General features: G+C 57.3%; 20 protein-coding genes and 2 pseudogenes. 13 read left to right on the forward strand and 9 right to left on the reverse strand.

Annotated features, from left to right (window positions below; all coding sequences use genetic code 11):
* Positions 1-8 precede the first annotated feature (8 nt).
* Positions 9-1472, forward strand: a complete 1464-nt coding sequence (gene amn / locus JOE34_RS10150) for an AMP nucleosidase (protein WP_003392026.1) — start codon at positions 9-11, stop codon at positions 1470-1472.
* Between the two features lie 79 nt (positions 1473-1551).
* Positions 1552-2184, forward strand: coding sequence for a pseudouridine synthase (locus JOE34_RS10155; protein ID WP_024662850.1), 633 nt, complete (start codon positions 1552-1554; stop codon positions 2182-2184).
* Between the two features lie 13 nt (positions 2185-2197).
* On the opposite strand, the gene JOE34_RS10160 is transcribed toward JOE34_RS10155, so the two are convergent.
* Both JOE34_RS10160 and JOE34_RS10165 read right to left on the reverse strand, forming a co-directional pair.
* Positions 2198-2689, reverse strand: coding sequence for an Lrp/AsnC family transcriptional regulator (locus JOE34_RS10160; protein ID WP_003419292.1), 492 nt, complete (start codon positions 2687-2689; stop codon positions 2198-2200).
* Positions 2690-3025: 336 nt separating this feature from the next.
* Positions 3026-3526: a hypothetical protein gene (locus JOE34_RS10165; protein WP_209995649.1), complete on the reverse strand. Its 501-nt coding sequence runs from the start codon at positions 3524-3526 to the stop codon at positions 3026-3028.
* On the opposite strand from JOE34_RS10165, the gene JOE34_RS10170 reads away from it, so the two are divergent.
* Complete coding sequence (locus JOE34_RS10170; RefSeq protein WP_209995651.1) at positions 3518-4237, forward strand: DUF6515 family protein; 720 nt, start codon at positions 3518-3520, stop codon at positions 4235-4237. The two genes, JOE34_RS10165 and JOE34_RS10170, sit on opposite strands and share 9 nt — an antisense overlap.
* 6 nt (positions 4238-4243) lie before the next feature.
* On the opposite strand, the gene JOE34_RS10175 is transcribed toward JOE34_RS10170, so the two are convergent.
* Positions 4244-5137, reverse strand: a complete 894-nt coding sequence (locus JOE34_RS10175) for a cation diffusion facilitator family transporter (RefSeq protein ID WP_032662612.1) — start codon at positions 5135-5137, stop codon at positions 4244-4246.
* A 25-nt stretch (positions 5138-5162) separates the two neighbouring features.
* Positions 5163-5582 carry a hypothetical protein gene (locus tag JOE34_RS10180; RefSeq protein ID WP_003340868.1) on the reverse strand — a complete coding sequence of 140 codons (420 nt, stop codon included), beginning with the start codon at positions 5580-5582 and terminating at the stop codon, positions 5163-5165.
* A 301-nt stretch (positions 5583-5883) separates the two neighbouring features.
* Between JOE34_RS10180 and JOE34_RS10185 the strand changes: the two genes are divergently transcribed.
* Together JOE34_RS10185 and JOE34_RS10190 are read left to right on the forward strand one after the other, a co-directional pair.
* Positions 5884-6810, forward strand: coding sequence for a Gfo/Idh/MocA family oxidoreductase (locus JOE34_RS10185; RefSeq protein WP_065088761.1), 927 nt, complete (start codon positions 5884-5886; stop codon positions 6808-6810).
* Positions 6811-6884: 74 nt separating this feature from the next.
* On the forward strand, positions 6885-7856 hold the full coding sequence (locus tag JOE34_RS10190; RefSeq protein ID WP_209995658.1) for an alpha/beta hydrolase: 972 nt from the start codon (positions 6885-6887) through the stop codon (positions 7854-7856).
* Between the two features lie 9 nt (positions 7857-7865).
* Here JOE34_RS10190 and JOE34_RS10195 read toward each other — a convergent pair whose 3' ends face one another.
* Together JOE34_RS10195 and JOE34_RS10200 are read right to left on the reverse strand one after the other, a co-directional pair.
* Complete coding sequence (locus JOE34_RS10195; RefSeq protein WP_003313849.1) at positions 7866-8405, reverse strand: thioredoxin domain-containing protein; 540 nt, start codon at positions 8403-8405, stop codon at positions 7866-7868.
* A 199-nt stretch (positions 8406-8604) separates the two neighbouring features.
* Positions 8605-9300 (reverse strand): tRNA (adenine(22)-N(1))-methyltransferase TrmK, encoded by a 696-nt coding sequence (locus JOE34_RS10200; RefSeq protein WP_280922940.1) that lies wholly within the window; start codon positions 9298-9300, stop codon positions 8605-8607.
* A gap of 167 nt (positions 9301-9467) precedes the next feature.
* Here JOE34_RS10200 and JOE34_RS10205 point away from each other — a divergent pair, with 167 nt between their 5' ends.
* From JOE34_RS10205 to JOE34_RS10220, 4 genes and pseudogenes are all read left to right on the forward strand, one after another.
* A complete protein-coding gene (locus JOE34_RS10205) occupies positions 9468-9851 on the forward strand; it encodes a RidA family protein (RefSeq protein ID WP_003340858.1) in 384 nt (127 codons plus the stop codon).
* Between the two features lie 122 nt (positions 9852-9973).
* Positions 9974-10984 carry a J domain-containing protein gene (locus JOE34_RS10210; protein WP_209995666.1) on the forward strand — a complete coding sequence of 337 codons (1011 nt, stop codon included), beginning with the start codon at positions 9974-9976 and terminating at the stop codon, positions 10982-10984.
* Positions 10985-11104: 120 nt separating this feature from the next.
* A complete protein-coding gene (gene hrpB, locus JOE34_RS10215) occupies positions 11105-13639 on the forward strand; it encodes an ATP-dependent helicase HrpB (protein ID WP_209995673.1) in 2535 nt (844 codons plus the stop codon).
* Between the two features lie 40 nt (positions 13640-13679).
* Positions 13680-14044 (forward strand): annotated as a pseudogene (locus JOE34_RS10220) (Sir2 family NAD-dependent protein deacetylase); the annotation flags it as partial.
* On the opposite strand, the gene JOE34_RS10225 reads toward JOE34_RS10220, so the two are convergent.
* The 3 genes and pseudogenes from JOE34_RS10225 to JOE34_RS25835 form a co-directional block, all read right to left on the reverse strand.
* Positions 13974-14249, reverse strand: a complete 276-nt coding sequence (locus JOE34_RS10225; protein WP_003392053.1) for a transposase — start codon at positions 14247-14249, stop codon at positions 13974-13976. The pseudogene JOE34_RS10220 and the gene JOE34_RS10225 overlap by 71 nt on opposite strands.
* A 311-nt stretch (positions 14250-14560) precedes the next feature.
* On the reverse strand, positions 14561-15547 hold the full coding sequence (locus JOE34_RS10230; protein WP_010418189.1) for a LysR substrate-binding domain-containing protein: 987 nt from the start codon (positions 15545-15547) through the stop codon (positions 14561-14563).
* Between the two features lie 54 nt (positions 15548-15601).
* Positions 15602-15901 (reverse strand): annotated as a pseudogene (locus tag JOE34_RS25835) (integrase core domain-containing protein); the annotation flags it as partial.
* Positions 15902-16159: 258 nt separating this feature from the next.
* Here JOE34_RS25835 and JOE34_RS10235 point away from each other — a divergent pair.
* The 4 genes from JOE34_RS10235 (at position 16160) to asnB (ending at position 20120) form a co-directional block, all read left to right on the forward strand.
* The gene (locus JOE34_RS10235; protein WP_154292360.1) at positions 16160-16336 is read left to right on the forward strand and encodes a hypothetical protein; all 177 of its coding nucleotides are present in this window, start codon (positions 16160-16162) and stop codon (positions 16334-16336) included.
* Between the two features lie 237 nt (positions 16337-16573).
* The gene (locus tag JOE34_RS10240; RefSeq protein WP_010418193.1) at positions 16574-17587 is read left to right on the forward strand and encodes a TauD/TfdA family dioxygenase; all 1014 of its coding nucleotides are present in this window, start codon (positions 16574-16576) and stop codon (positions 17585-17587) included.
* A gap of 74 nt (positions 17588-17661) precedes the next feature.
* Positions 17662-17907, forward strand: coding sequence for an acyl carrier protein (locus JOE34_RS10245; protein ID WP_003399878.1), 246 nt, complete (start codon positions 17662-17664; stop codon positions 17905-17907).
* A gap of 197 nt (positions 17908-18104) precedes the next feature.
* Positions 18105-20120 (forward strand): asparagine synthase (glutamine-hydrolyzing), encoded by a 2016-nt coding sequence (asnB, locus tag JOE34_RS10250; protein WP_229699114.1) that lies wholly within the window; start codon positions 18105-18107, stop codon positions 20118-20120.
* Positions 20121-20135 lie beyond the last annotated feature (15 nt).

Genomic DNA, 20135 nt, shown 5'->3' on the forward strand with positions numbered 1-20135 from the left:
CATGAATCGTGACCCAAGCCTTTGTTGTTGTCGACACCGCCGAGCAGGCTGTAGAACGGCTCGCCGAGCTGCATGAACGCGCCACCAGTGCGCTGAGTCAGGCGCTCAAGCGCTACCTGAAAGACCGCGTCGAACCCACCGCCGAAGAGCGCGCGCAATTCAGCTACCCGGAACTGCGCCTGGTCTACAAATGCCAGGGCGAAGTGCCGGTGACCACGCGTGCCTACGCCAAGGTGCAGCTGCCGGGCACCTACAGCGTCACCGTCACGCAGCCCAAGGCCTTCAAAAAATACCTGCTCGAACAACTTGTCCCGCTGATGAACGATTTCACCGTAACGGTCGAAGTCGGCATGAGCGAGCAGAGCATTCCTTATCCTTACGTGGTCGAGCAGGGCGATGAGCTGGCCGGCACGGGCGTCACCGCTGCGGCGCTGGCACGGGTGTTCCCGAGCACCGACCTGTCGGCTGCCACCGATGGCATTGCCGACGGCCTTTACGACTGGGCCAACGTCGACCCGCTGCCACTGGCGCTGTTCGACGCTGCGCGGGTGGATTTCTCGCTGCGCCGTCTGGTGCATTACACCGGCAGTGACTGGCGCCATGTGCAGCCGTGGATTCTGCTGACCAACTACCATCGCTATGTCGACCAGTTCATTCTGCACGGCCTGGAAAAACTCCGCGAAGACCCGCGTTTCGTGCGCATGGTCCTGCCGGGTAACGTGGTAGTCGACAAGAGCATGGGCCAGGACGAAGCCCAGGCCATCGTCGCCAGCGTGGTCTGGCACCGCTATCAGATGCCGGCTTACCACCTGATCGCCGAAGACGGTCACGGCGTGACGCTGGTCAATATCGGCGTCGGCCCGTCCAACGCCAAGAACATCACCGATCACCTCGCCGTGCTGCGTCCGCATTGCTGGCTGATGATCGGTCACTGCGGCGGCCTGCGTCAGTCGCAGACCATCGGCGATTACGTGCTGGCTCACGCCTACATGCGTCGCGACGGGATTCTCGACCGTGTGCTGCCTCCGCATATTCCGATTCCGGCCCTGGCCGAAGTGCAACTGGCCTTGCAGGAGTCGGCTGCGCAGATTACCGGCGAGCGCGGCGAAGAGCTCAAGAAGCGCCTGCGCACCGGCACGGTGTTGACCTATGACGACCGTAACTGGGAACTGCGCTGGGCTCAGGAACGTCCGCTGATCAACCTGTCGCGCGCAGTGGCAGTTGACATGGAAAGCGGCACCATCGCCGCTCAGGGTTATCGCCTGCGTGTGCCTTACGGCACCTTGCTGTGCGTATCCGACAAGCCGCTGCACAGCGAAATCAAGCTGCCGGGTTCGGCGAATGCGTTCTATGAGCGTGCGGTCAGCCAGCATTTGAAGATAGGCATCGCTGCGCTGGACCTGCTGCGCACCGAGCTGAACTCGCTGCACTCACGCAAACTGCGCAGCTTCGACGAGCCGCCATTCCGTTGATGGCTTGCCGTTAATAGATTGGTATTTGCACAAAGGGCTACTAAAGTGGCCCTTTCTGTTTTCCGATTGCCGAATTCTCATGTCCCGCACCCAACGCCCCGATTCCCGCCGTCCTGCCCCCAAACCGGCAAGTGCTGCCCGGCGTGTCGCCAAAGCGCCACCGGCCGAGCCGAAGCTGATCCTGTTCAACAAGCCTTTCGATGTACTGACCCAGTTCAGCGATGAGGAGGGGCGGGCCACGCTCAAGGACTTCATCAAGATCCCCGGCATCTATCCGGCCGGGCGCCTGGATCGCGACAGCGAAGGTTTGCTGCTATTGACCAACGACGGCCAGTTGCAGGCGCGCATTGCCGATCCCAAGCACAAGCTGGCCAAGACCTACTGGGTGCAGGTCGAAGGCGAGCCGAGCGATGAGCAGTTGCAGCAGTTGCGCGACGGTGTCCAGCTTAACGACGGGCCGACCTTACCCGCCGAAGCGCGGCAGCTCGATGAACCGCAACTTTGGCCGCGCGACCCGCCCGTGCGTTTTCGCAAGAGCGTGCCGACAAGCTGGCTGGAGCTGGTGATCAAGGAAGGGCGCAATCGACAGGTGCGGCGCATGACCGCTGCCGTCGGTTTGCCGACCCTGCGGCTGGTGCGGGTCAGGATTGGCGACTGGACGCTGGAGGGCCTGGATCAGGGCCAGTACAGGGAAGTCGCCGCAAAACTGTGACGCAGGTGCCCGCTCAGTTACGCAGGTGAGTCAGCGGCATTTCGGTGCTGGCCAGCACTTGATTGAGCACAAAGCTCGATTTGACGCTGGTCACGCCTTCGATGCGGGTCAGATGGCCCAACAGCAGTTTCTGATAGTGATCCATGTCCGGCACCACCACTTTCAGTTGATAGTCCGCGTCCATGCCGGTCACCAGGCTGCATTCCAGTACCTGAGGCAGGTTGCGGATCTGCTGCTCGAAGTTCTCGAAACGCTCGGGGGTGTGTCGGTCCATGCCGATCAGCACGTAGGCGGTCAGGTTCAGACCCAGTTTCTTGCGATCCAGCAGGGCAACCTGGCGCACGATGTAACCGTCGTCTTCCAGTTGCTTGACCCGGCGCGAGCAGGGTGACGGCGACAGACCAATGCGTTCGGCCAATTCCTGGTTGGATATGCGTGCGTCCCGTTGCAATTCAGCCAAAATGCTCAGGTCGTATCTGTCGAGCTTGCTCACGATGCACCCCATTATCAATTCAATTGCGCTGGATTATTCATCTGAAGTCAAAAATTGCGCAAGTAATGTTTTAATCCGCAATATTAGCAATCTTCTGCCTTAGCCTCAGGCCTATTCTTTTAAACAGAATCACTGCCCGGACACAGCGTCCAGCGCGACCCGCCGAATCAGGCCAGTCGCGGCCTTCCACCCAATAGGGTGTGTCAGGCCCCCGGGCTACATATTGTCCAGAAGACGGCATGAGGTGAGCCAGCGTCAAAAGCGCTGCGCCAGGACGAAGTATCTCAAGGGGGCCATTTGGTCCCCTTTTCTTTGTCTGCTGATAAAGTGCGCAGAACGGCGCTACGCTTAAACAGTCTTAATGACGTCAACCCGCGCTCTAGTGAGGAAAGCATGAAATCTGGCATCTGGCAGTTTGCGGGTGTAAGTCTGTTGTGTCTGAGCATCGGTGCTCAGGCTTTGGCCGACGAACGTGATGAACCACCGCGCAATCCGCTTTACGGCAGCTCCGGTGAAAACGCGCAGCAGCGTCAGCAGCAACAGCAGCGTGCTCAAGAGCAGATCAACCAGCAGCGGCAGATCCAACAGCAGCAAAACCAGCTGCGCCAGGTCGAGCGTCAGCAGCAACAGCAGATCAACCAGCAGCAGACCAATCAGCAACGCCAGATTCAGGAGCAGCAGAATCAGCAGCGTCAGGTCGAGCGTCAGCAACAGCAGCAGATCCAGCAACAGCAGCTTCAGCAGCGCAACACCGAGCGCCAGCAGCAACAGCAGATCGAGCAGCAACAGCGTGATCAGCAGCGCCAGATTCAGCAGCAGCAAAACCAGCAGCGTCAGCAGTTGCGCCAAGCCCAGGACAACCTGCCGATCCAGAGCGGCCCGAAAGAGGCGTGGCAAACCCAGCCGCCGCGTCAGGGCTATTACCAGGACATTCCACGCGGCAACAACCGCAACTGGCAGGCCGGCAACGGTCGCCCCAATGACCGTTGGGAAGGGCGTCCCGACGGGCACGGCAATGGCTGGGGGCCAGGTCCGCAATATCGGCCTGGCTATGCGATAGATCGCGTACCGGGTGGCTACTCGCGTATTCCCTATCGTGGTCAGGACTATTACTACTCGGGTGGCTACTGGTATCGCCCGCAAGGCCCGCGTTATGTCGTGGTGACACCGCCCTACGGCGTGCGTGTCAGCAGACTACCGTCCTACTCTCAGGAAGTATGGATCGGCAGCAGCCTGCTGTTTCTGGCTGCTGGCACCTATTACGCCTACCAGCCGGACAGTCAGGACTACGTGGTGGTCAATCCGCCGCAGAACGAAGCCGTGTATCAGGCTCCGCCGGCCGAACAGCAGGGCAATGGCTACGATCCGGTGGCCTACCCTGCAAACGGGCAGAGCCCGCAGCAGGTCGAGCTGGATAAATACCAGTGCTACCGCTGGGCTGCGGAGCAAAGCGGTTTCGACCCGACCAATGTCACCGGCCAGCCGCCGCCCGACGTGGTCGATCTGTATCGTCGCTCGATGGGCGCGTGTCTGGCGGGGCGAGGTTACAGCGTCAACTGATGGCGGTCAGGCACTGGCCTGCTTGACGACTTCCTGAGGGTCGGCGTGTACCAACACCTCGGCCTTCGGGAATTGCTTGTGAATGGCGTCAGCCACCTGATCACAAATTGCATGGGCGACCGATAGCGTCAGGCTACCCGGTAGCTCCAGGTGCAACTGCACAAACCAGTGGTTGCCAGAGATTCGTGTACGCAGATCATGCGCCCCGAGCACGCCCGGCACTTCGCACGCCAGTGCCAGCATTTGAGTACTGACGTCGGCGGGCAATTCCGCATCCATCAGCACCGATACCGTTTCGCGGGCGATTTGAAAGGCGCTCCACAAGATATACACCGCGATGCCCAGACCAAAATACGCATCCAACTGCTGCCAGCCGAAATACGCCAGCGTCAGCGCCACCAGAATGCTGGCGTTAAGCAGCAGGTCTGAACGGTAGTGCAGCGAGTCAGCGCGGATCGCTGCCGAGCCGGTCGCCTTGATCACCCGGTATTGCAGAGTGAGCAGTGCGATCGTCAGCGCGATGGAAACCACCATCACCACCATGCCCAGCAGCGGTGCGCCCAGCGGTTCCGGGTTCTGGATGCGCTCGACGGCCTGAACGGCAATCAGCACACCACTGACGGTGATGAACAACGCCTGCGCCATGCCCGACAGCGCTTCCGCCTTGCCGTGGCCGTAGCGATGATCGTCATCGGCAGGGCGCAATGCGTAATGCACCGCCAGCAGGTTGAGGAACGAGGCAGCGCCATCCAGCAGCGAGTCGGTGAGACCGGCCAGCAGGCTCACCGAACCGCTCAGCCACCAGGCAACGCCCTTGGCCAGGATCAGCGTCGTGGCGACCGCCAGCGAGGCCCGCGTCGCGAGCCGCAGCAGTCGGGAATGTTCGGCAGTGGTGCTCATGACGCTTCCTTGAACGGGATCGATATCAGGCAGCCGGGACCAGGCCCAGTGCTGCCAGTTGCTCGACGCTGCCTTTGTGCTGGATCAGGCGTGGATCGTTCAACGGCAGGGAACGGCCCAGCTCGGTTTCAATGATGGCTTGCAGCTTGGTGTTGTCGACACTGCCATCTGCCTTGAGCGCCTTTTGCAGCTTTTGCGGATCGATCTGTGCATGCTCGCCGGGCCCGTAATAGATCGCGCCGGTGGCGAAGTCCACCGCAAACGCAATCACGCCCGGAACGATATAGAACAGCAGCGCGAAAGCATCCAGCGCCGCAATGGCCGGGTCAACCTTGCCATCGATCTGACCACGACGATCAGGATAGAAAATGCTGCCGCAGGCGGAAATCTGAGTCAGCAACGTGGCGACCAGAACGCCACCGATCAAGCGAGAAGGAATGCGCATGGAAAGCTCCTGAGATGAAGAGGGCAACTATACAAGGCAATGACTGCAAGGCTAAGACTATTGAGTGATGGCGTGGTTCTGCGGCCGTGAAGTTAAACCAAATGGGATGCGGAGCGCCCCGAACGGCGGAATCGTAGTGGTGGGATTGAGCTTGCTCACGAAGGGGCCTGAGCGGGCGCTGAAGATTATCGAATGTGAGATCGGCCAGGAAAACAGCTCCCGCGCCGATGCCCCTTACCGACCACGATTAACATCTGGTTTACTGTGCCGCACGATAACTACAAAAACTCAGGAGTCATGTATGCAACCGATTCGTCTCGGTCTGGTGGGTTACGGCAAAATTGCGCAGGATCAACACGTCCCTGCCATCCACGCCAATCCCGCATTTGAGCTGGTGGCCGTGGCTACGCAAGGCCCGCCGTGCGCCGGGGTAGAGAATTTCAAATCCCTGGGCGAACTGCTTGCGAGCGGGCCGCAGGTCGACGCGATTGCGTTCTGTACGCCCCCGCAAGGTCGCTTTGCCCTGGTGCAAGAGGCGTTGGCTGCAGGCAAACACGTGCTGGTCGAGAAGCCGCCGTGCGCGACCCTGGGTGAGGCGATGGCGTTGGTAACCCATGTGCAAGAGCAGGGCGTCAGCGGTCTGTTCGCCTGGCATTCGCGTTACGCGCAGGGTATCGAAGCGGCGCGTGAGTGGTTGTCCACCCGCACCCTGCAGAGCGTGCAGATCGATTGGAAAGAAGACGTGCGCAAATGGCACCCCGGTCAGGCGTGGATCTGGCAGCCCGGTGGCCTTGGCGTGTTCGATCCGGGGATCAATGCCCTGTCGATCGTGACGCACCTGCTGCCACTCCCATTGTTCGTCGAGTCTGCCGAACTGCGCGTGCCGAGCAATTGCCAGTCGCCTATCGCTGCGTCCATCAAAATGTCCGACACGCGCCATCTCGATATCCGCGCCGAGTTCGATTTCGACCATGGTCACGACGAACTGTGGAGCATCGAGATTCGCTGCGCCGAAGGCACGTTGCGCCTGGACAACGGCGGTGCGCTGTTGAGTATCGATGGCGTGCCTCAGTCTGTTTCGGAGGAGGGTGAGTACGCCGCGGTGTATCGTCACTTCCAACAGCTGATCGGCGATAAAGCCAGTGACCTGGACCTGCAACCGTTGCGGCTGGTCGCGGACAGTTTTTTCGTGGGCAGTCGGGCATCCGTTGAACCGTTCTACGACTGAGAGCCTCTCAGGTACAGGCGGGGCAAATCGCGTTGCGCGCCCCCGCATACGTCAGCCTGACAAGAGAGCAGAAATTGGACACAAAACAGCCTTGGCCTGCCAGTGAGCAAGAGTTGGTAGAAGTACGACGGTTTAATAAAACCCTCGCGCGGATGCCGCGTTTCCAGATTCGCAATCGCGTCACGCCCCGGTTGATTCAGGCGCTGTTGCGTGCAGCGCAGATCGGCAGTGCCCTGAAACCGGGAGGCCATGACCTTCGCATCGAGAAAAGAACGGTCAGCTCGGATAACGTAGCTGTGCCCGTGCGCATCATCCGCCCCAAAGGCAAACCCAAGGGCGTGGTGTTCGATATCCACGGCGGCGGATGGGTGATCGGCAATGCCCAGATGAACGATGATTTCAACGTCGGCATGGTCAATGCCTGCGACGTAGCCATTGTTTCGGTTGATTACCGACTTGCTGTGACAACCCCCATCGAGGGCCTGATGGAGGACTGCTTTTCTGCCGCCTGCTGGCTGTTGGGGAAGGACTGCGAAGAGTTTGCCGGCCTGCCGGTTATCGTGGTGGGCGAATCCGCTGGCGGGCATCTTGCCGCAGCCACCCTCCTGAAATTGAAAAGCCGACCTGATCTGCTCAAGCGCATAGTGGGTACAGTCCTGTACTACGGCGTTTACGACCTGACGGGGACCAAGAGCGTGCGTACCGCAGGGCCAGAGACGCTGGTGCTGCATGGTCCGGGCATGGTCGGCGCCATGCGCGCGCTCACCCCTGATCGAAGCGACGATAAACGCCGTGAACCGCCATTGTCACCACTGTATGGCGATTTGACAGGCCTTCCGCCCGCACTGATGTTCGTCGGAGAGATCGACCCGCTACTGGATGACACGCTGCAAATGGCCGAGCGCTGGGCCAACTCGGCAGAGGTCGAAATGCACCTCATGCCCGAGTCGCCGCACGGCTTCATCCACTTCCCGACCACGTTGGCGCGCAAGGCGCTGGCGCGCAGTCGCGAGTGGATCAATGAGCGGATCGATGCGCTGGGTTGAGCTCGTCGCTCAACCTATCTCCGCGACCCACTTCGATACCGGGTCGCCACTGCTCAAGCCCGGCTGCACAAGACCGTCGATCATGAAGGTCGGCGAGACGTGTATGCCGTTCTGGCGAGCGTATTTGGCATGCCATTTCACGGCCTGCTCAAGCTCGGGATTGGCGAAAGCCTCTGCCAGCGCGAGGCCGCTGTAACGCTCGATGCGCGCGATGATGTCGTTGGGCGTCGCGTCCATGTTCGGGCCGGTGGCGTGGTGTTCGAACTCGAATTCCTCACGGTGTGACGCAACCGCCGCCATGACCGCCTTGGCGCTTTGCTTGCCGCCTTCAAGGGTCGCAGCCGCCAGAATGCAGCGCACGATGACACCCGAAAACATGTGCCAGGGCTGCGATTGCAGGCGGATTTTGACCGTGACCCTGTCTTCTCCGGCCTGAGCCAGCAGCTCATCGAGCTTGAAGAAGGCCTTCACCGAAAAGGGGCAGGTCGGCTCAAGGAAGACTTCGAACAGACGAGGCCCGTGGCCCCAGGAAAGTGCTTCGGAATGCATGGTCGTTTTACTCCCGTCGATGGTTGTGTAGAAGACGCGCCGGTTATACGCACCAGAAGTGTTCTCCCGGACACCTCTCGTTCCTCACGCTCCGCGTCACACATTGCAGCGCTGACGCCTGAACCAGATGCAGGCACCCTTAAAGCCTGACCTGCGGATCATGCGGGTTTGAGAGCCGGTTCGGGCATGAGTTCGATTTTCAGGCCAGCAACGCGGTAATCCAGCGGACCTGTTGCGCAACGTCCTGCAGCTTCTCTTGATTCACGGCTTGCTGCGCGCGTTCGAAGTTGCGCAGCGTCTTGTGCTTCTTGCCCAGCAGACGCTGCCACTTGAGCAGAAATGCCGGGCTGCGCGCCTGCATCTGCAGCGGGCCGAAAAACAGCTCCTCAGCCGTGTACTTAACGGGGCCTGTGCGTTCGGCGACGATGATTTCGTAGTCGAAACGATTTTCCCGCAGCACCTCTTCGCTGACGATGCGGTAGTCATGCTCCATCAGCCAGACGCGCAACGGTTGCTCGCCGCCGTTGGGTTGCAGGATCAAGCGTTCCTGACCGCTCAGGCGCGCCTTGCCCGCTTCAAGGATGTCGCGAATCGTCTCGCCGCCCATGCCGCAGAGACTGATCGCCGTGATCGCGTCTTCCGCTTCGATCGCTGCCAGACCATCGGCCAGGCGCACGCTGACCTGATCCTCCAGATCGTTCTCGCGCACGGTACGCTCGGCTGCGCAGAACGGCCTCAACGCCACCTCGCCAGCCACCGCTGCCGCAATGACACCACGGTTCAGCAGCGCCACCGGCAGATAGCCGTGATCCGAGCCGATATCGGCCAGTCGTGCACCGGGTGGCACATGCGTCGCCACACGCTCAAGGCGCATGGACAATCTCTGTTCGTTCAACGGCAACCCCTTTCACCCTAAACGCCCGACAGCATGGCCGGGTCCGGGCGCGATTCTGTAGAGCAACGCGGCGCATTTCAACTTTCCGCGACAAAGCCTGCGGCTCGACCCCCACCTGTCGCTCGCGTAGGCTTGGCGTTTTCCATCCTTTGCAAAGCAGAGATCCCATGGCAAACGCAGACATCACCTTCACCCCCGATCCAGACCCGGAGTCCATCTCCTCGGACGTCGCCGACTTCAACGGCGTGCTGGTCAGCACCCAAATCCCGACCCATCCAGACGGCAGCTTGGAACTGGGTGGCATCACTGAGCAGAGTGAATGTACCCTGCGGGCCCTGAAAGACGCCCTCGAACGCGCCGGCAGCTCGATGGACCGGGTCATGCACCTGACCATCTACCTGACAGACATGGCCGATCGCGCCGCCTTCAACGAAGTGTACAAACGCTTCTTCAAAAAACCTTGGCCCGTGCGCGCAGCGGTGGGCGTGGCGGCGTTGGCGGTTGAGGGGATGCGGGTTGAAGTGACGGCGATGGCGGCCAAGGCGGGCTGACCATTATTCGCCAACCTGGCTGATGCTCGCGTCAGTGCTCTGCACCTGTGCAGAGTTGCACATCCCGTGGAACCGGATCTCGTTGCTTGCCACCAAGGCGGTATGAGTTTCCGGAGAAGCAGATGATCAACCTCACCAACCTTGCATCTTCGTTGGCGCGTGTGGCGCTCAGCGATTCGACAAAGCCAACGATAGACCGCGCGATGAACGTCGTCAGCCATATCGCTGGCAAAGTGGCGTTGCAGGTCAACAGTTCATTGCTGGAGCAGAAAGGCCGGCTCAACGAGCGTCAGCAGCGAGGCCTCGAGGTGATCCTCGACGCATTGCTCGGCAAGGAACCGGTGACCCATGTCGAGACGCACGAAGGGGGAGGCCGATTCAATCTGGCGCGAGCTGCCTTCGACGTGGCCAGCGTTGTCTGGGAGCGCGATAAGTCGATGCGCAACGTGATGAGCTTTTTGGGCGTCAGCGACAGCCAGGGCAAGATGTTGTTCTCTCTGGGCAAGACGCTGGCCGACGCGATGGCCAGTCTCGAACCTGAGCATGGCAAGCACAACAGTGAGGCGAACTACGCATTCTTCTCCAGCAACTTGAAGCTGAACAAACTGATGAATGACATCGCTGACCAGGTGATCAACGAGATTCGTCAGCAAAGCACCGATCGCGTGCGACGACCCACACCGGGACCATCCTGGAGACCTGAAAGCACTCAACAGCAAGCGCGCCCGCAAACGCCTCCAAGCGCTCGCCCCCAGGCCAACAGCGCGCCGCCACCGCCGAAAGCCCAGCCCAATTCAGGCGCTCAGGGGCCGTCAACAGAGCGGCCCCACAAAACACCCGCTGCTGGCGCGTCCGCGAAGGTGGACAATTCCGCCCCCGCCAAGCCATCCGTCAAGCAGTTGTACGAGCACTTGGGCCTCTCGGACATGACGGCGGACCTCTCCGCAGTCAAAAAGGCTTACAAGAAGGCCTCGCTGAAGAATCATCCTGATAAGAACGTCGGTAACGAGGCTGAGGCGACTGAGCGTTTCAAAGTGATTTCAAATGCGTTCAGGATTTTGTCCGATCCAGAATTGCGCAAGAAATACGACAATGGCCTTATTGATGAGAACGGTAACGAGTTCAAGACCTGACTTTTCGGCGTGAGACATGCTGGCGGCAGTGTTTCTGGCTACTGCCGTTCAGCTAAAACACGCCGCCTGATTCCCCAACCCCACCCCGGTATACTCTCCCGCATCTCTCCGGGAGCCCCCATGACCTCGTTACCCATCGATGCCGTCCTGCCAGCCTTGCGCCAGGCCTTGTCCACACGCCATGAAGCCGTACTCGAAGCCCCTCCCGGCGCGGGCAAGACCACGCGCGTGCCGCTCGCGCTGCTTGAGGAAACCTGGCTGGCCGGGCAGACCATTCTGATGCTGGAACCGCGGCGCCTGGCTGCGAGAGCGGCTGCCGAGCGGTTGGCCAGTGAGCTGGGCGAGAAAGTCGGCGAGACGGTGGGCTATCGGATTCGTCTGGAAAGCCGGGTCGGCCCGAAGACTCGCATCGAGGTTGTGACGGAGGGGATCCTCACGCGTCGTTTGCAGGACGATCCGGCGCTGGAAGGTGTGGGGCTGCTGATTTTCGATGAGTTTCACGAACGCAGCCTGGATGCCGATCTGGCCTTGGCCCTGAGTCTCAATGGCCGGGAACTGTTTCGCGACGATCAGCCGCTGAAGATTCTGCTCATGTCGGCCACGCTGGAAGGCGAGCGGTTGGCGGCGTTGCTGGACGATGCGCCGGTGGTACGCAGTGATGGGCGGATGTTTCCGGTGAGCATGCAGTGGGGACGGCCTTTTCAGCCCGGTGAGTTTGTCGAGCCGCGCGTCGTGCAGACGGTGCTGGATGCGCTGGGCAGCGAGTCCGGCAGCCTGCTGGTGTTTCTGCCGGGGCAGGCCGAGATTCGTCGGGTCAACCAGCAACTGGCAGAAGCGTTGGGCGAGCGCGCCGACATTCTGCTTTGCCCCCTGCATGGCGAGCTTGATCTGAATGCGCAACGCGCGGCTATCGAACCGGCTCCCAAGGGCACGCGCAAGGTGGTGCTGGCGACCAACATTGCGGAAACCAGTCTGACCATCGACGGCGTGCGCGTGGTGATCGATGCCGGGTTGGCGCGGGTGCCGCGTTTCGATCCGGGCAGCGGCATGACGCGTCTGGAGACTCAACGCATCTCTCGTGCCAGCGCCACCCAGCGCGCCGGACGGGCAGGGCGGCTGGAGCCGGGCGTGTGTTACCGGCTGTGGTCCGAAGCGCAACACGATCAACTGGCCGCCTACGGGGCGGCAGAAATTCTTCAGGCGGACCTCGCCGGGCTCGCACTGCAACTGGCCCGCTGGGGCGTCACGCCTGCGCAACTGGTCTGGCTCGACGTGCCGCCAGCCGCGGCTTATGCACAGGCGCAGGATTTGCTGGTGCGCCTGGAGGCATTGAACAATCAGCCGGGTCAGCCGCCAGCCCTGACGCCACACGGTCAGGCGATGGCTGAGCTGCCTGCTCATCCGCGCATCGCTCATCTGCTATTGCGCGGCCATGCGCTAGGGCTGGGCGAACTGGCGTGCGACGTGGCGGCCTTGCTGGGCGAGCGCGATATCTTGCGCGGCGCTGGCGCGGACCTGCACAGCCGCCTGACCCTGCTGGCCGGCACCGAACGCGCGGCGCGCGGCGCACAAGGCGGGGTACAACGGGCCAGACAACTGTCGCGGCAATATCGCGGTTATCTGCGCGACACAGCGAACAGCCCGGTCGGCGATCCGGACCACTCCCGCTGGCTGGGCGCCTTGCTGGCGCTGGCCTACCCGGATCGCGTCGCACAGCAACGCCGAGCGGGCGGCGCCGAATACCGACTGGCCAATGGTCGCGCGGCACTGTTCGCCGAGGCTGATGCACTGATGAAACAGCCGTGGCTGGTCATCGCGGATTTGGGCAGTCGTCAGGGCCAGCGCGAAGAACGCATCTACCTCGCCGCCGAGTTCGATCCGGCACTGTTCGATTCGGTCTTGGCCGAGCAGGTCATCAGCGTGGACCAGATCGACTGGGACGAACGCGAAGGTGTATTCCGCGCAGAGCGACAGCGCAAAGTCGGTGAACTGATCATCAGTCGCGAACCACTGACCGGCCTCGACGAGACAACCCGCAGCCACGCGCTGCTGGCGCTGGTGCGTCGCAAAGGCCTGGAACTGCTGCCCTGGACGCCGGAACTGCGTCAATGGCAGGCGCGTGTTGCACTGCTGCGCGGCCTGGATATCGAGAAAAGCTCAGCGAGCGAGTGGCCTGATCTGAGCGACGCGCAACTGCTGGCGACACTCGAAAACTGGCTGATGCCCTACCTGGGCAAAGTTACCCGGCTCAGCCATTTCAGCCAGCTCGACCTGTCTTCGATCCTGCGCAACCTCCTGCCGTGGCCATTGCCGCAACAGTTGGAGGTGCAGGCACCCCAGACCCTGCAAGTGCCCTCTGGCTCGAATATTCGTATCGACTACAGCGAACATCCGCCGATTCTATCGGTGCGGCTGCAAGAGCTGTTTGGTTTGTCCGATACCCCACGCATTGCCAATGGGCGGCAGGTGCTGAAACTGCACCTGCTGTCCCCGGCACGCCGCCCGGTGCAGGTGACGCAGGATCTGGCTAACTTCTGGCGGTCGACCTACATTGAGGTAAAGAAGGATTTGAAAGGGCGGTATCCGAAGCATTACTGGCCGGATGATCCGTTGGTGGCAGAGGCGACGGCGCGGGTGAAGCCTAGGGGGACGTAGAGGGCAAAATACTGGTTAAACCTTCTGGACTGGATGTTCTGTGCCTGAATTTGGAAGCGCCGCGAAGGCCCTGTCCCACGCCCCCGAGATCGTCATTTTCACGGGTGCGGGAATCTCAGCTGAAAGTGGCATCCCCACGTACAACGATCCATTGACCGGTATTTGGGCTCCATACGATCCGCGCACTATGGAAACAGCCAAGGCCTTTCGTGAAATCCTCCGTTGGTATGGGGATGGTACCTGTGGCCGCGCCAACAGGTCTCTAAAGCAGCTCCCAATGATGCATATCTCGCGGTGAGCCGACTGGCCAAATCAGGGTATAACGTCTCCGTGATCACTCAAAACATTGATGACTTGCATGAACGAGCGGGATCTGTGGATGTACTGCATCTCCATGGGAGTTTGCACCGGCCGGCGGTATGGCTAACGGAATAAATGCAGGTGGGAGCGCCGGGCTTTTCTGCGCTTGCAGCCGAATCCATTTGTGGACGAGGTTTGCGTTGAGACTATGGCTGAGTGCGACGCTGGCAATCGAGGCGCCGGGTTGGGCACACTCCGGAATGACTTGGGCTTTGAAGGGCTTGGAATAGGAACGGCGTGTTGGCTGCATGAAATAACCGCTTAAAAAGCTAGAACGGGTGTCCACTTAAATTTAAGTGCACACCATGCCCTGGCTTTGTCGGGCTGGGTAGATGACTGGGTCGGACGCATACGGATGGATATTGATGTGTGCGACGATAGGAGAAAGGTGTGTGTACGGCTGCGCGGTTTTAGTGTACGGGTGATGTTGAATGGTTTGCGGTGTTGCAACTGTAGCTCAGTGACTCGTCACTGCCTGATGGCATATGGCGATTTATGCCTATCTACGTGGTCTCCATTGCCATCCATGGGGGGCAGAGCATCGAACTCCTAGTCTCATTGTTAGTATATCTGGAGCTTGAGCATGCTTTGATTCCGGTCGTTCCTCAACGGATTTTTGTGTGCGCTAAAGTCTATGGACTCTGTGAGGAGGCGTTGCAGTACAAGATGTTTAGAGGCTTCTTTACTGAGCCAGTCAAGGAAGTCCCTGACGGGCGGATTTCGTTCTCTGCCAGGTACACAGGCCGAGACATAATGGGTCCCCGTTAGTTTAACCTCGGGCTTGTATGGCGTTAAAAAGCCTCGGGTAACACTGTCGACGGCTAAGACGTCGCTGGCGAGCACCATCCCATAGCCAGAAGTTGCAGCTTGCAAAGCATGATGTTCATCGTCGTACTCCATGAAAGTGGCGTTGGCCAGCCAATCGTCGTGTCCCGCCGCTTGGCACCAAGTCGTCCAGTCGAATGGGTTATGGCCATCAGCCTCCCAACGAACGTTGATGAGTGGGGACCTTGTTTCTCCAGATAAGGGCGTCCTGTAGGGCGTATAGGCCTGAAAGCTTTCGTCCATTAGATGTAGCTGATAGGTATCAGGCACCTCTTCGAAAACGCTGCTAATAGCCACGTCGATACTGGCGTCTCTGTGCAGGTCTGCCTGTGTTTTGCTGGTGATGATGTTGACTTGCATCGTTGGATGGCGGCGGTAGAAATCCCCTAATCTGGGAATGAGCCACAATGAGGCAAATGCATGGGTGGTTGTGACGGTGATTGCGTTCTCGTCGGTCTGTGAGCGTAGTTGACTAAGACTTTGGTTTATGCTTGAAAAATGCTGATGAATATTCTTGTATAAATCAAGCCCTTCAGTCGTTAGGGTGACTCCCTTGGCTACTCGCTCAAAAAGCAATAAGCCGAGCCAGTGTTCTAGTGATTTTACTTGATGTGAAATCGCTGAAGGAGTAACAAAAAGTTCAATGGCAGCCGCTTTGAAGCTGCTTAGTCGAGCCGCTGACTCAAACGATCGTAGAGACGTTAAGGGGATTTTTGAAAACATATTAGCCAGCACTCCATTGTTTGGGCGAATACATGGGCTATAATGTTTGTCCGGTTATTTTGGTATGTCAATCTTGCCGTGGCCTTGTCCCCGTAAAGCCGTACACCAACCCCTGCTAAATTGATACGGCTCCAAGCGCCTGAGCTTTCTCGGTGAGCGATAGTTCAAGGCGCTGTGCGGATGCTGTTCATTGTAGTATTCGAAGGCATTGCCAGGTTATACAGAGCCAATTTCTCGATCTGGCTTGGACGCTTACGCCACGCAACCACCCTTGATCGTCTTCATGAAGCTCTTGGCCATGCCGTTGTTCTGCGGGCTGCGAACTGGGGTGGTTACCGGTTGGATGCCGAGCAACTTCACGCTCTGGTACTCGGTCTATCTTAGCCGCGGGTTTCCCTTGTCGTCCCTTTTGTCCCCCCACCTGTCCCTCCACTTCATCGTCGGATGAGGTCGAATGGTATTGAACACCATCGGACAGGGAAACACTGGGCGCATGGGTGAGGTCCAAGCTCCGTCTCCAGGCTATCAGCGGCAAGATAACGGGGTTATGGTTGGGTGATCGTGGTTTCTGAGCTGGACGTCACCTTAGAAGGCTATTGCCCAGGTGACCCCTTGGGCGGCACCACCGACAGTGCCAATAAGGTCGCCGATTTTCCTATGGGGAATACGATTGATGGCTGGGATAGAGGACTGATTAAAGAGCTGAGCGAAGTGATATTTATTGGCCATCTATGTGTGGCCCGCAAACGGCGAGCAAGAAGCCATCAAGGAATAGATGACGCGGAATGAATAAAATACATCAAGGATGAATTTATATAATTTGTTGGTATTTTCATTCAGTGATAGTTTTTGCTGAAGCGTTAAAGCAGTGGCGAAGATCCTGGGTTCGGCCAGGGCGATGTTCTTGACTCCATGCTGAAAGAAATCTGAATAGGAGGGCGGTGAGGTGATTCTTACAGACCCGAGCTTCAAGGTATTTATAAACGTTAACTCAATCAGTGTAGATTAAAGTTCTGGGGGGTTGTCATGGGTTTAAAATTATCAAGTGTTCCTTTTGAAATATCATACCCAGCTCAGAGTTTTGGCGTCGAAATCGAGAATTTAAAACTGCACAAAAATCTGTCCTTTGACACGATCGCAGCGATAAAAAAATGCTTGGCATATCGCGGGTTTGTGTTATTCAGGAATCAAAATCTTACACGGAGAGAGCAAATCGCAGTCACGCGACTGCTGGGCAATCCGAACCTGAAGTTACACTCTTGGGCGCCGCAGATAGAGACAGCTACTTTTGGTGATGACGAGGTGATTCCTAATGGGCTGCCGCTAATTAATCATGGGGAGATTTTGTATTTTGTGAATGGCCCGGATTTTTGCGACAAAACTCAGGATGAGCATGCGATATGGGATGAGAAAGACAATCATACCAAGGGTAAGGGAACTTCGTGTTGGCACACTGGCGACTCGGAAGCCATAAACGTTGAAACGATTAATTGCTTATATGCAGAGCTGGCTGCCGCACAAGGCGGAGCAACGTTATTTTGCGACACTGTTGCCGCCTATAATGACTTGGAAGACAGCCTGAAAAAGCGTATTGATAATCTTCGAGTGGTTCACTACTTTGTCGATCCTCAGCGTACTGAACCGGTCAGCCAACCATTAGTTAAAACCAATCCGATCACGCGGCAGAAATATCTTTATTTGAACTACAACACTATGGAGCGTGTTGAAGGGCTGAGTAAGTCAGAGAGCTACAGGCTCTTAAAGTTTCTGTTTGATCATCAAATTAAAGATCAATACGTTTATGAGCACTTTTGGAAGCAGGACGATTTTCTGATCTGGAATTGCAATGGCACCATGCACAAGCGTGGTGCGCTAGTCTCGAACCACAACAGGATCATGCGTCGGACGCAAGCTATTATTCCGGAGTTTACCAGTTACTACGAACGGGATAAAAGCCTGGCAGTGACCAGTCATGATAATGAAGACTGGCATCCATATCCTTTTGAGCGCGCAGAATTGGAGTCGGCCGGGTCGGCTTGATCTATTCGTTGAGGGTGCGTTTAAAAGTCCCTCCGTTGCGGTGGAATGTGCAATGGCTATGAAAGAGTGAATACATGAAAGAAAAAATCAAATCCTATCTGACTCAAAATTTCTTATTTGAGTTCGATGAGGATATAACAGAACAAGATGATCTCATCAAACTCGGCTTGATCGATTCGGTAGGTTATATTCAACTTATTTCTTTCTTGAAGAAGGAGTTTGGTATTGTGTTCACCCAGGAAGATATGATGGGCAATGTGCTGGTTTCTATCCAGAATATGGTAGAGTTTGTCGAGAAACGGGCAACGGCCACCCGGTAGTTCCGAGGTGCGGTTTAGAGGCCCACCAGTCCATCAGATACTGTTGTCAGTCAGGCAGGGCAGCTAAAGTTTGTCGATGCTTTTCTCCGTAATATTATTCGGTGTTTGTGGCGCGTGCGCGTTGACCTTGGCAAAAAAACTCCAAGCCGTGATTGGGACTTTCGACCTTCGCTAAGGCGGTAGGGCGCTACAGTTCTGTGTGGGGTGCCAACTTAAACTTTGGTGAGTTTATTTTTATGTGTGGGATAACTGGCTTCTTTGGTGTTAAAAATAAAAATCTCGATGAAACCACCGTCATAAAAAATATGCTTTCAATGATTGAACATCGAGGCCCCGACCAGGCAGGGTATTATGTCAATAATTCCATGGGCCTCGGCACCATGCGTTTAAGTATTATTGACCTTGCGGCAGGTATTCAACCCCTCAGCGATAGCACAGGTCAGTATTGGATTTCATACAACGGTGAACTGTATAACTACATCGAGCTAAGGCGTCGATTGCAGGTCTTGGGACACCATTTTTCCACTGAGTCCGACACCGAAGTGGTGTTGCGCAGCTGGATGGAGTGGGGTGATGAGGCCCTGGAAAAATTTAATGGCGCTTTCGCCTTCGCCATTTATGATACGGTTAAAGATGAAGTATTTATAGCGCGCGATCGCTTTGGTAAGCGCCCGCTGTTTTATACGCAAACCGACGGTGGTTATCTTTTTGCTTCAGAGATGAAGTGCTTTTTTGGCTTTCCAGGGTTTGAGTTCAAGTTTGACGAAATGTCCTTGTCCTCAATCCTCGCCCATTGGACACCCCTGCCATCGCAAACCCCGTTTCAGGGCATTCGTCAGCTGCCACCTGGGTCCATCATGACCTTGCGAGGGGCTCAGTGTGAGATCCGGCCCTACTACGCCCTGGATTTTCGCGCTGTGGATTTTGATGGCACTGAAAATGAAGCCAAGGAAGAGATCCGCAACACTCTTGAGCAGGCGGTCAAGCTCAGACTGCGCAGTGACGTGCCTATGGGGCTGTACCTCAGTGGTGGTGTTGACTCCTCCGTGTTGACCAGTATTGCGGCAAGGATCATCAAGCAAAAGCCGCTGCGCACGTTTTCTGTGGAGTTTGAAGATAAGAACCTGGATGAGTCGAGTGATCAACAACTCGTCTCTGCGTTGTTCTCGACCAAGCATGAACGGCTGATTATTAACCATAAAGACATTGTTGATAATTTCTCGGCGACGGTTTTCCATGCTGAAATGCCGTTGTTTCGTACCGCGCCCGTGCCGATGTACATGTTGTCCAAGCATGTTCGCTCGACCGGTATCAAAGCGATTCTGAGCGGAGAGGGAGCGGATGAAGTCTTTCTGGGCTACAACATCTTTAAAGAGACTCTGTTGCGCTCCCAGTGGGACACCACTGATCACGATGAGAAGAAACGCTTGCTGGCCAAGTTGTATCCTTACATGAAAAGCTTCAGTGAAGACAATGACTCGAACTTGATGGGTTTCTATAACGCTTATGCGAAAGAAAAAATCCCTGGGTTGTTCTCCCACGAAATACGTTTTCAAAATGGGCGCTTTGCCAGTCGGTTGCTGAAAACCAAGAATGATCCATTTGCTGGCATTCAGGCATGGGTGGCGAAAGACTCGGTGTACAGCGCGTTAAGCCCAACGCAAAAAGCCCAGTGGCTGGAGTTCAATACCTTGCTTTCCGGGTATCTCCTCAGTAGCCAGGGCGAGCGTATGGGCCTTGCTCATGGTATTGAAAACCGCTGTCCATTCCTCGACATCAATGTGCAGAAACTCGCCTCTTCCATCAATTTGCGTTTTGACGATGGCTTTACTGAAAAGTACATGCTGCGCATGGCCTACGATGGAATTCTGCCGGACCGTATCATTCATAAAGCCAAAACACCATATCGTGCGCCGGACAGCGGGCCGTTTGTCGAACACGCCCTCGATTATCTCAATCATCTTTGCGAGTCCAATGCGCTGGACGCCATCGAGCTGATTAATCCGGTGTTTGCAAAAGCACTGATCAAAAAAGTGGTCGAACGAACCCTTGCCGGCGGTGAAGACATAACAGTCAGAGACAACCAGGCGTTTGTCTATCTGATGTCCTTGATCGAGCTGGATAAATGGTTTGTCAAACGTCAGGGCGCGGCTTATATCAATCCTTGCCGGGTGGATAAGTTGTTGGTTCAAGCCGTAGACGCAAGGCACTAGAAACCAAAGGGACAA

This window comes from Pseudomonas sp. PvP028, from assembly GCF_017832255.1.
In the GTDB taxonomy this organism is placed as follows: domain Bacteria; phylum Pseudomonadota; class Gammaproteobacteria; order Pseudomonadales; family Pseudomonadaceae; genus Aquipseudomonas; species Aquipseudomonas syringae.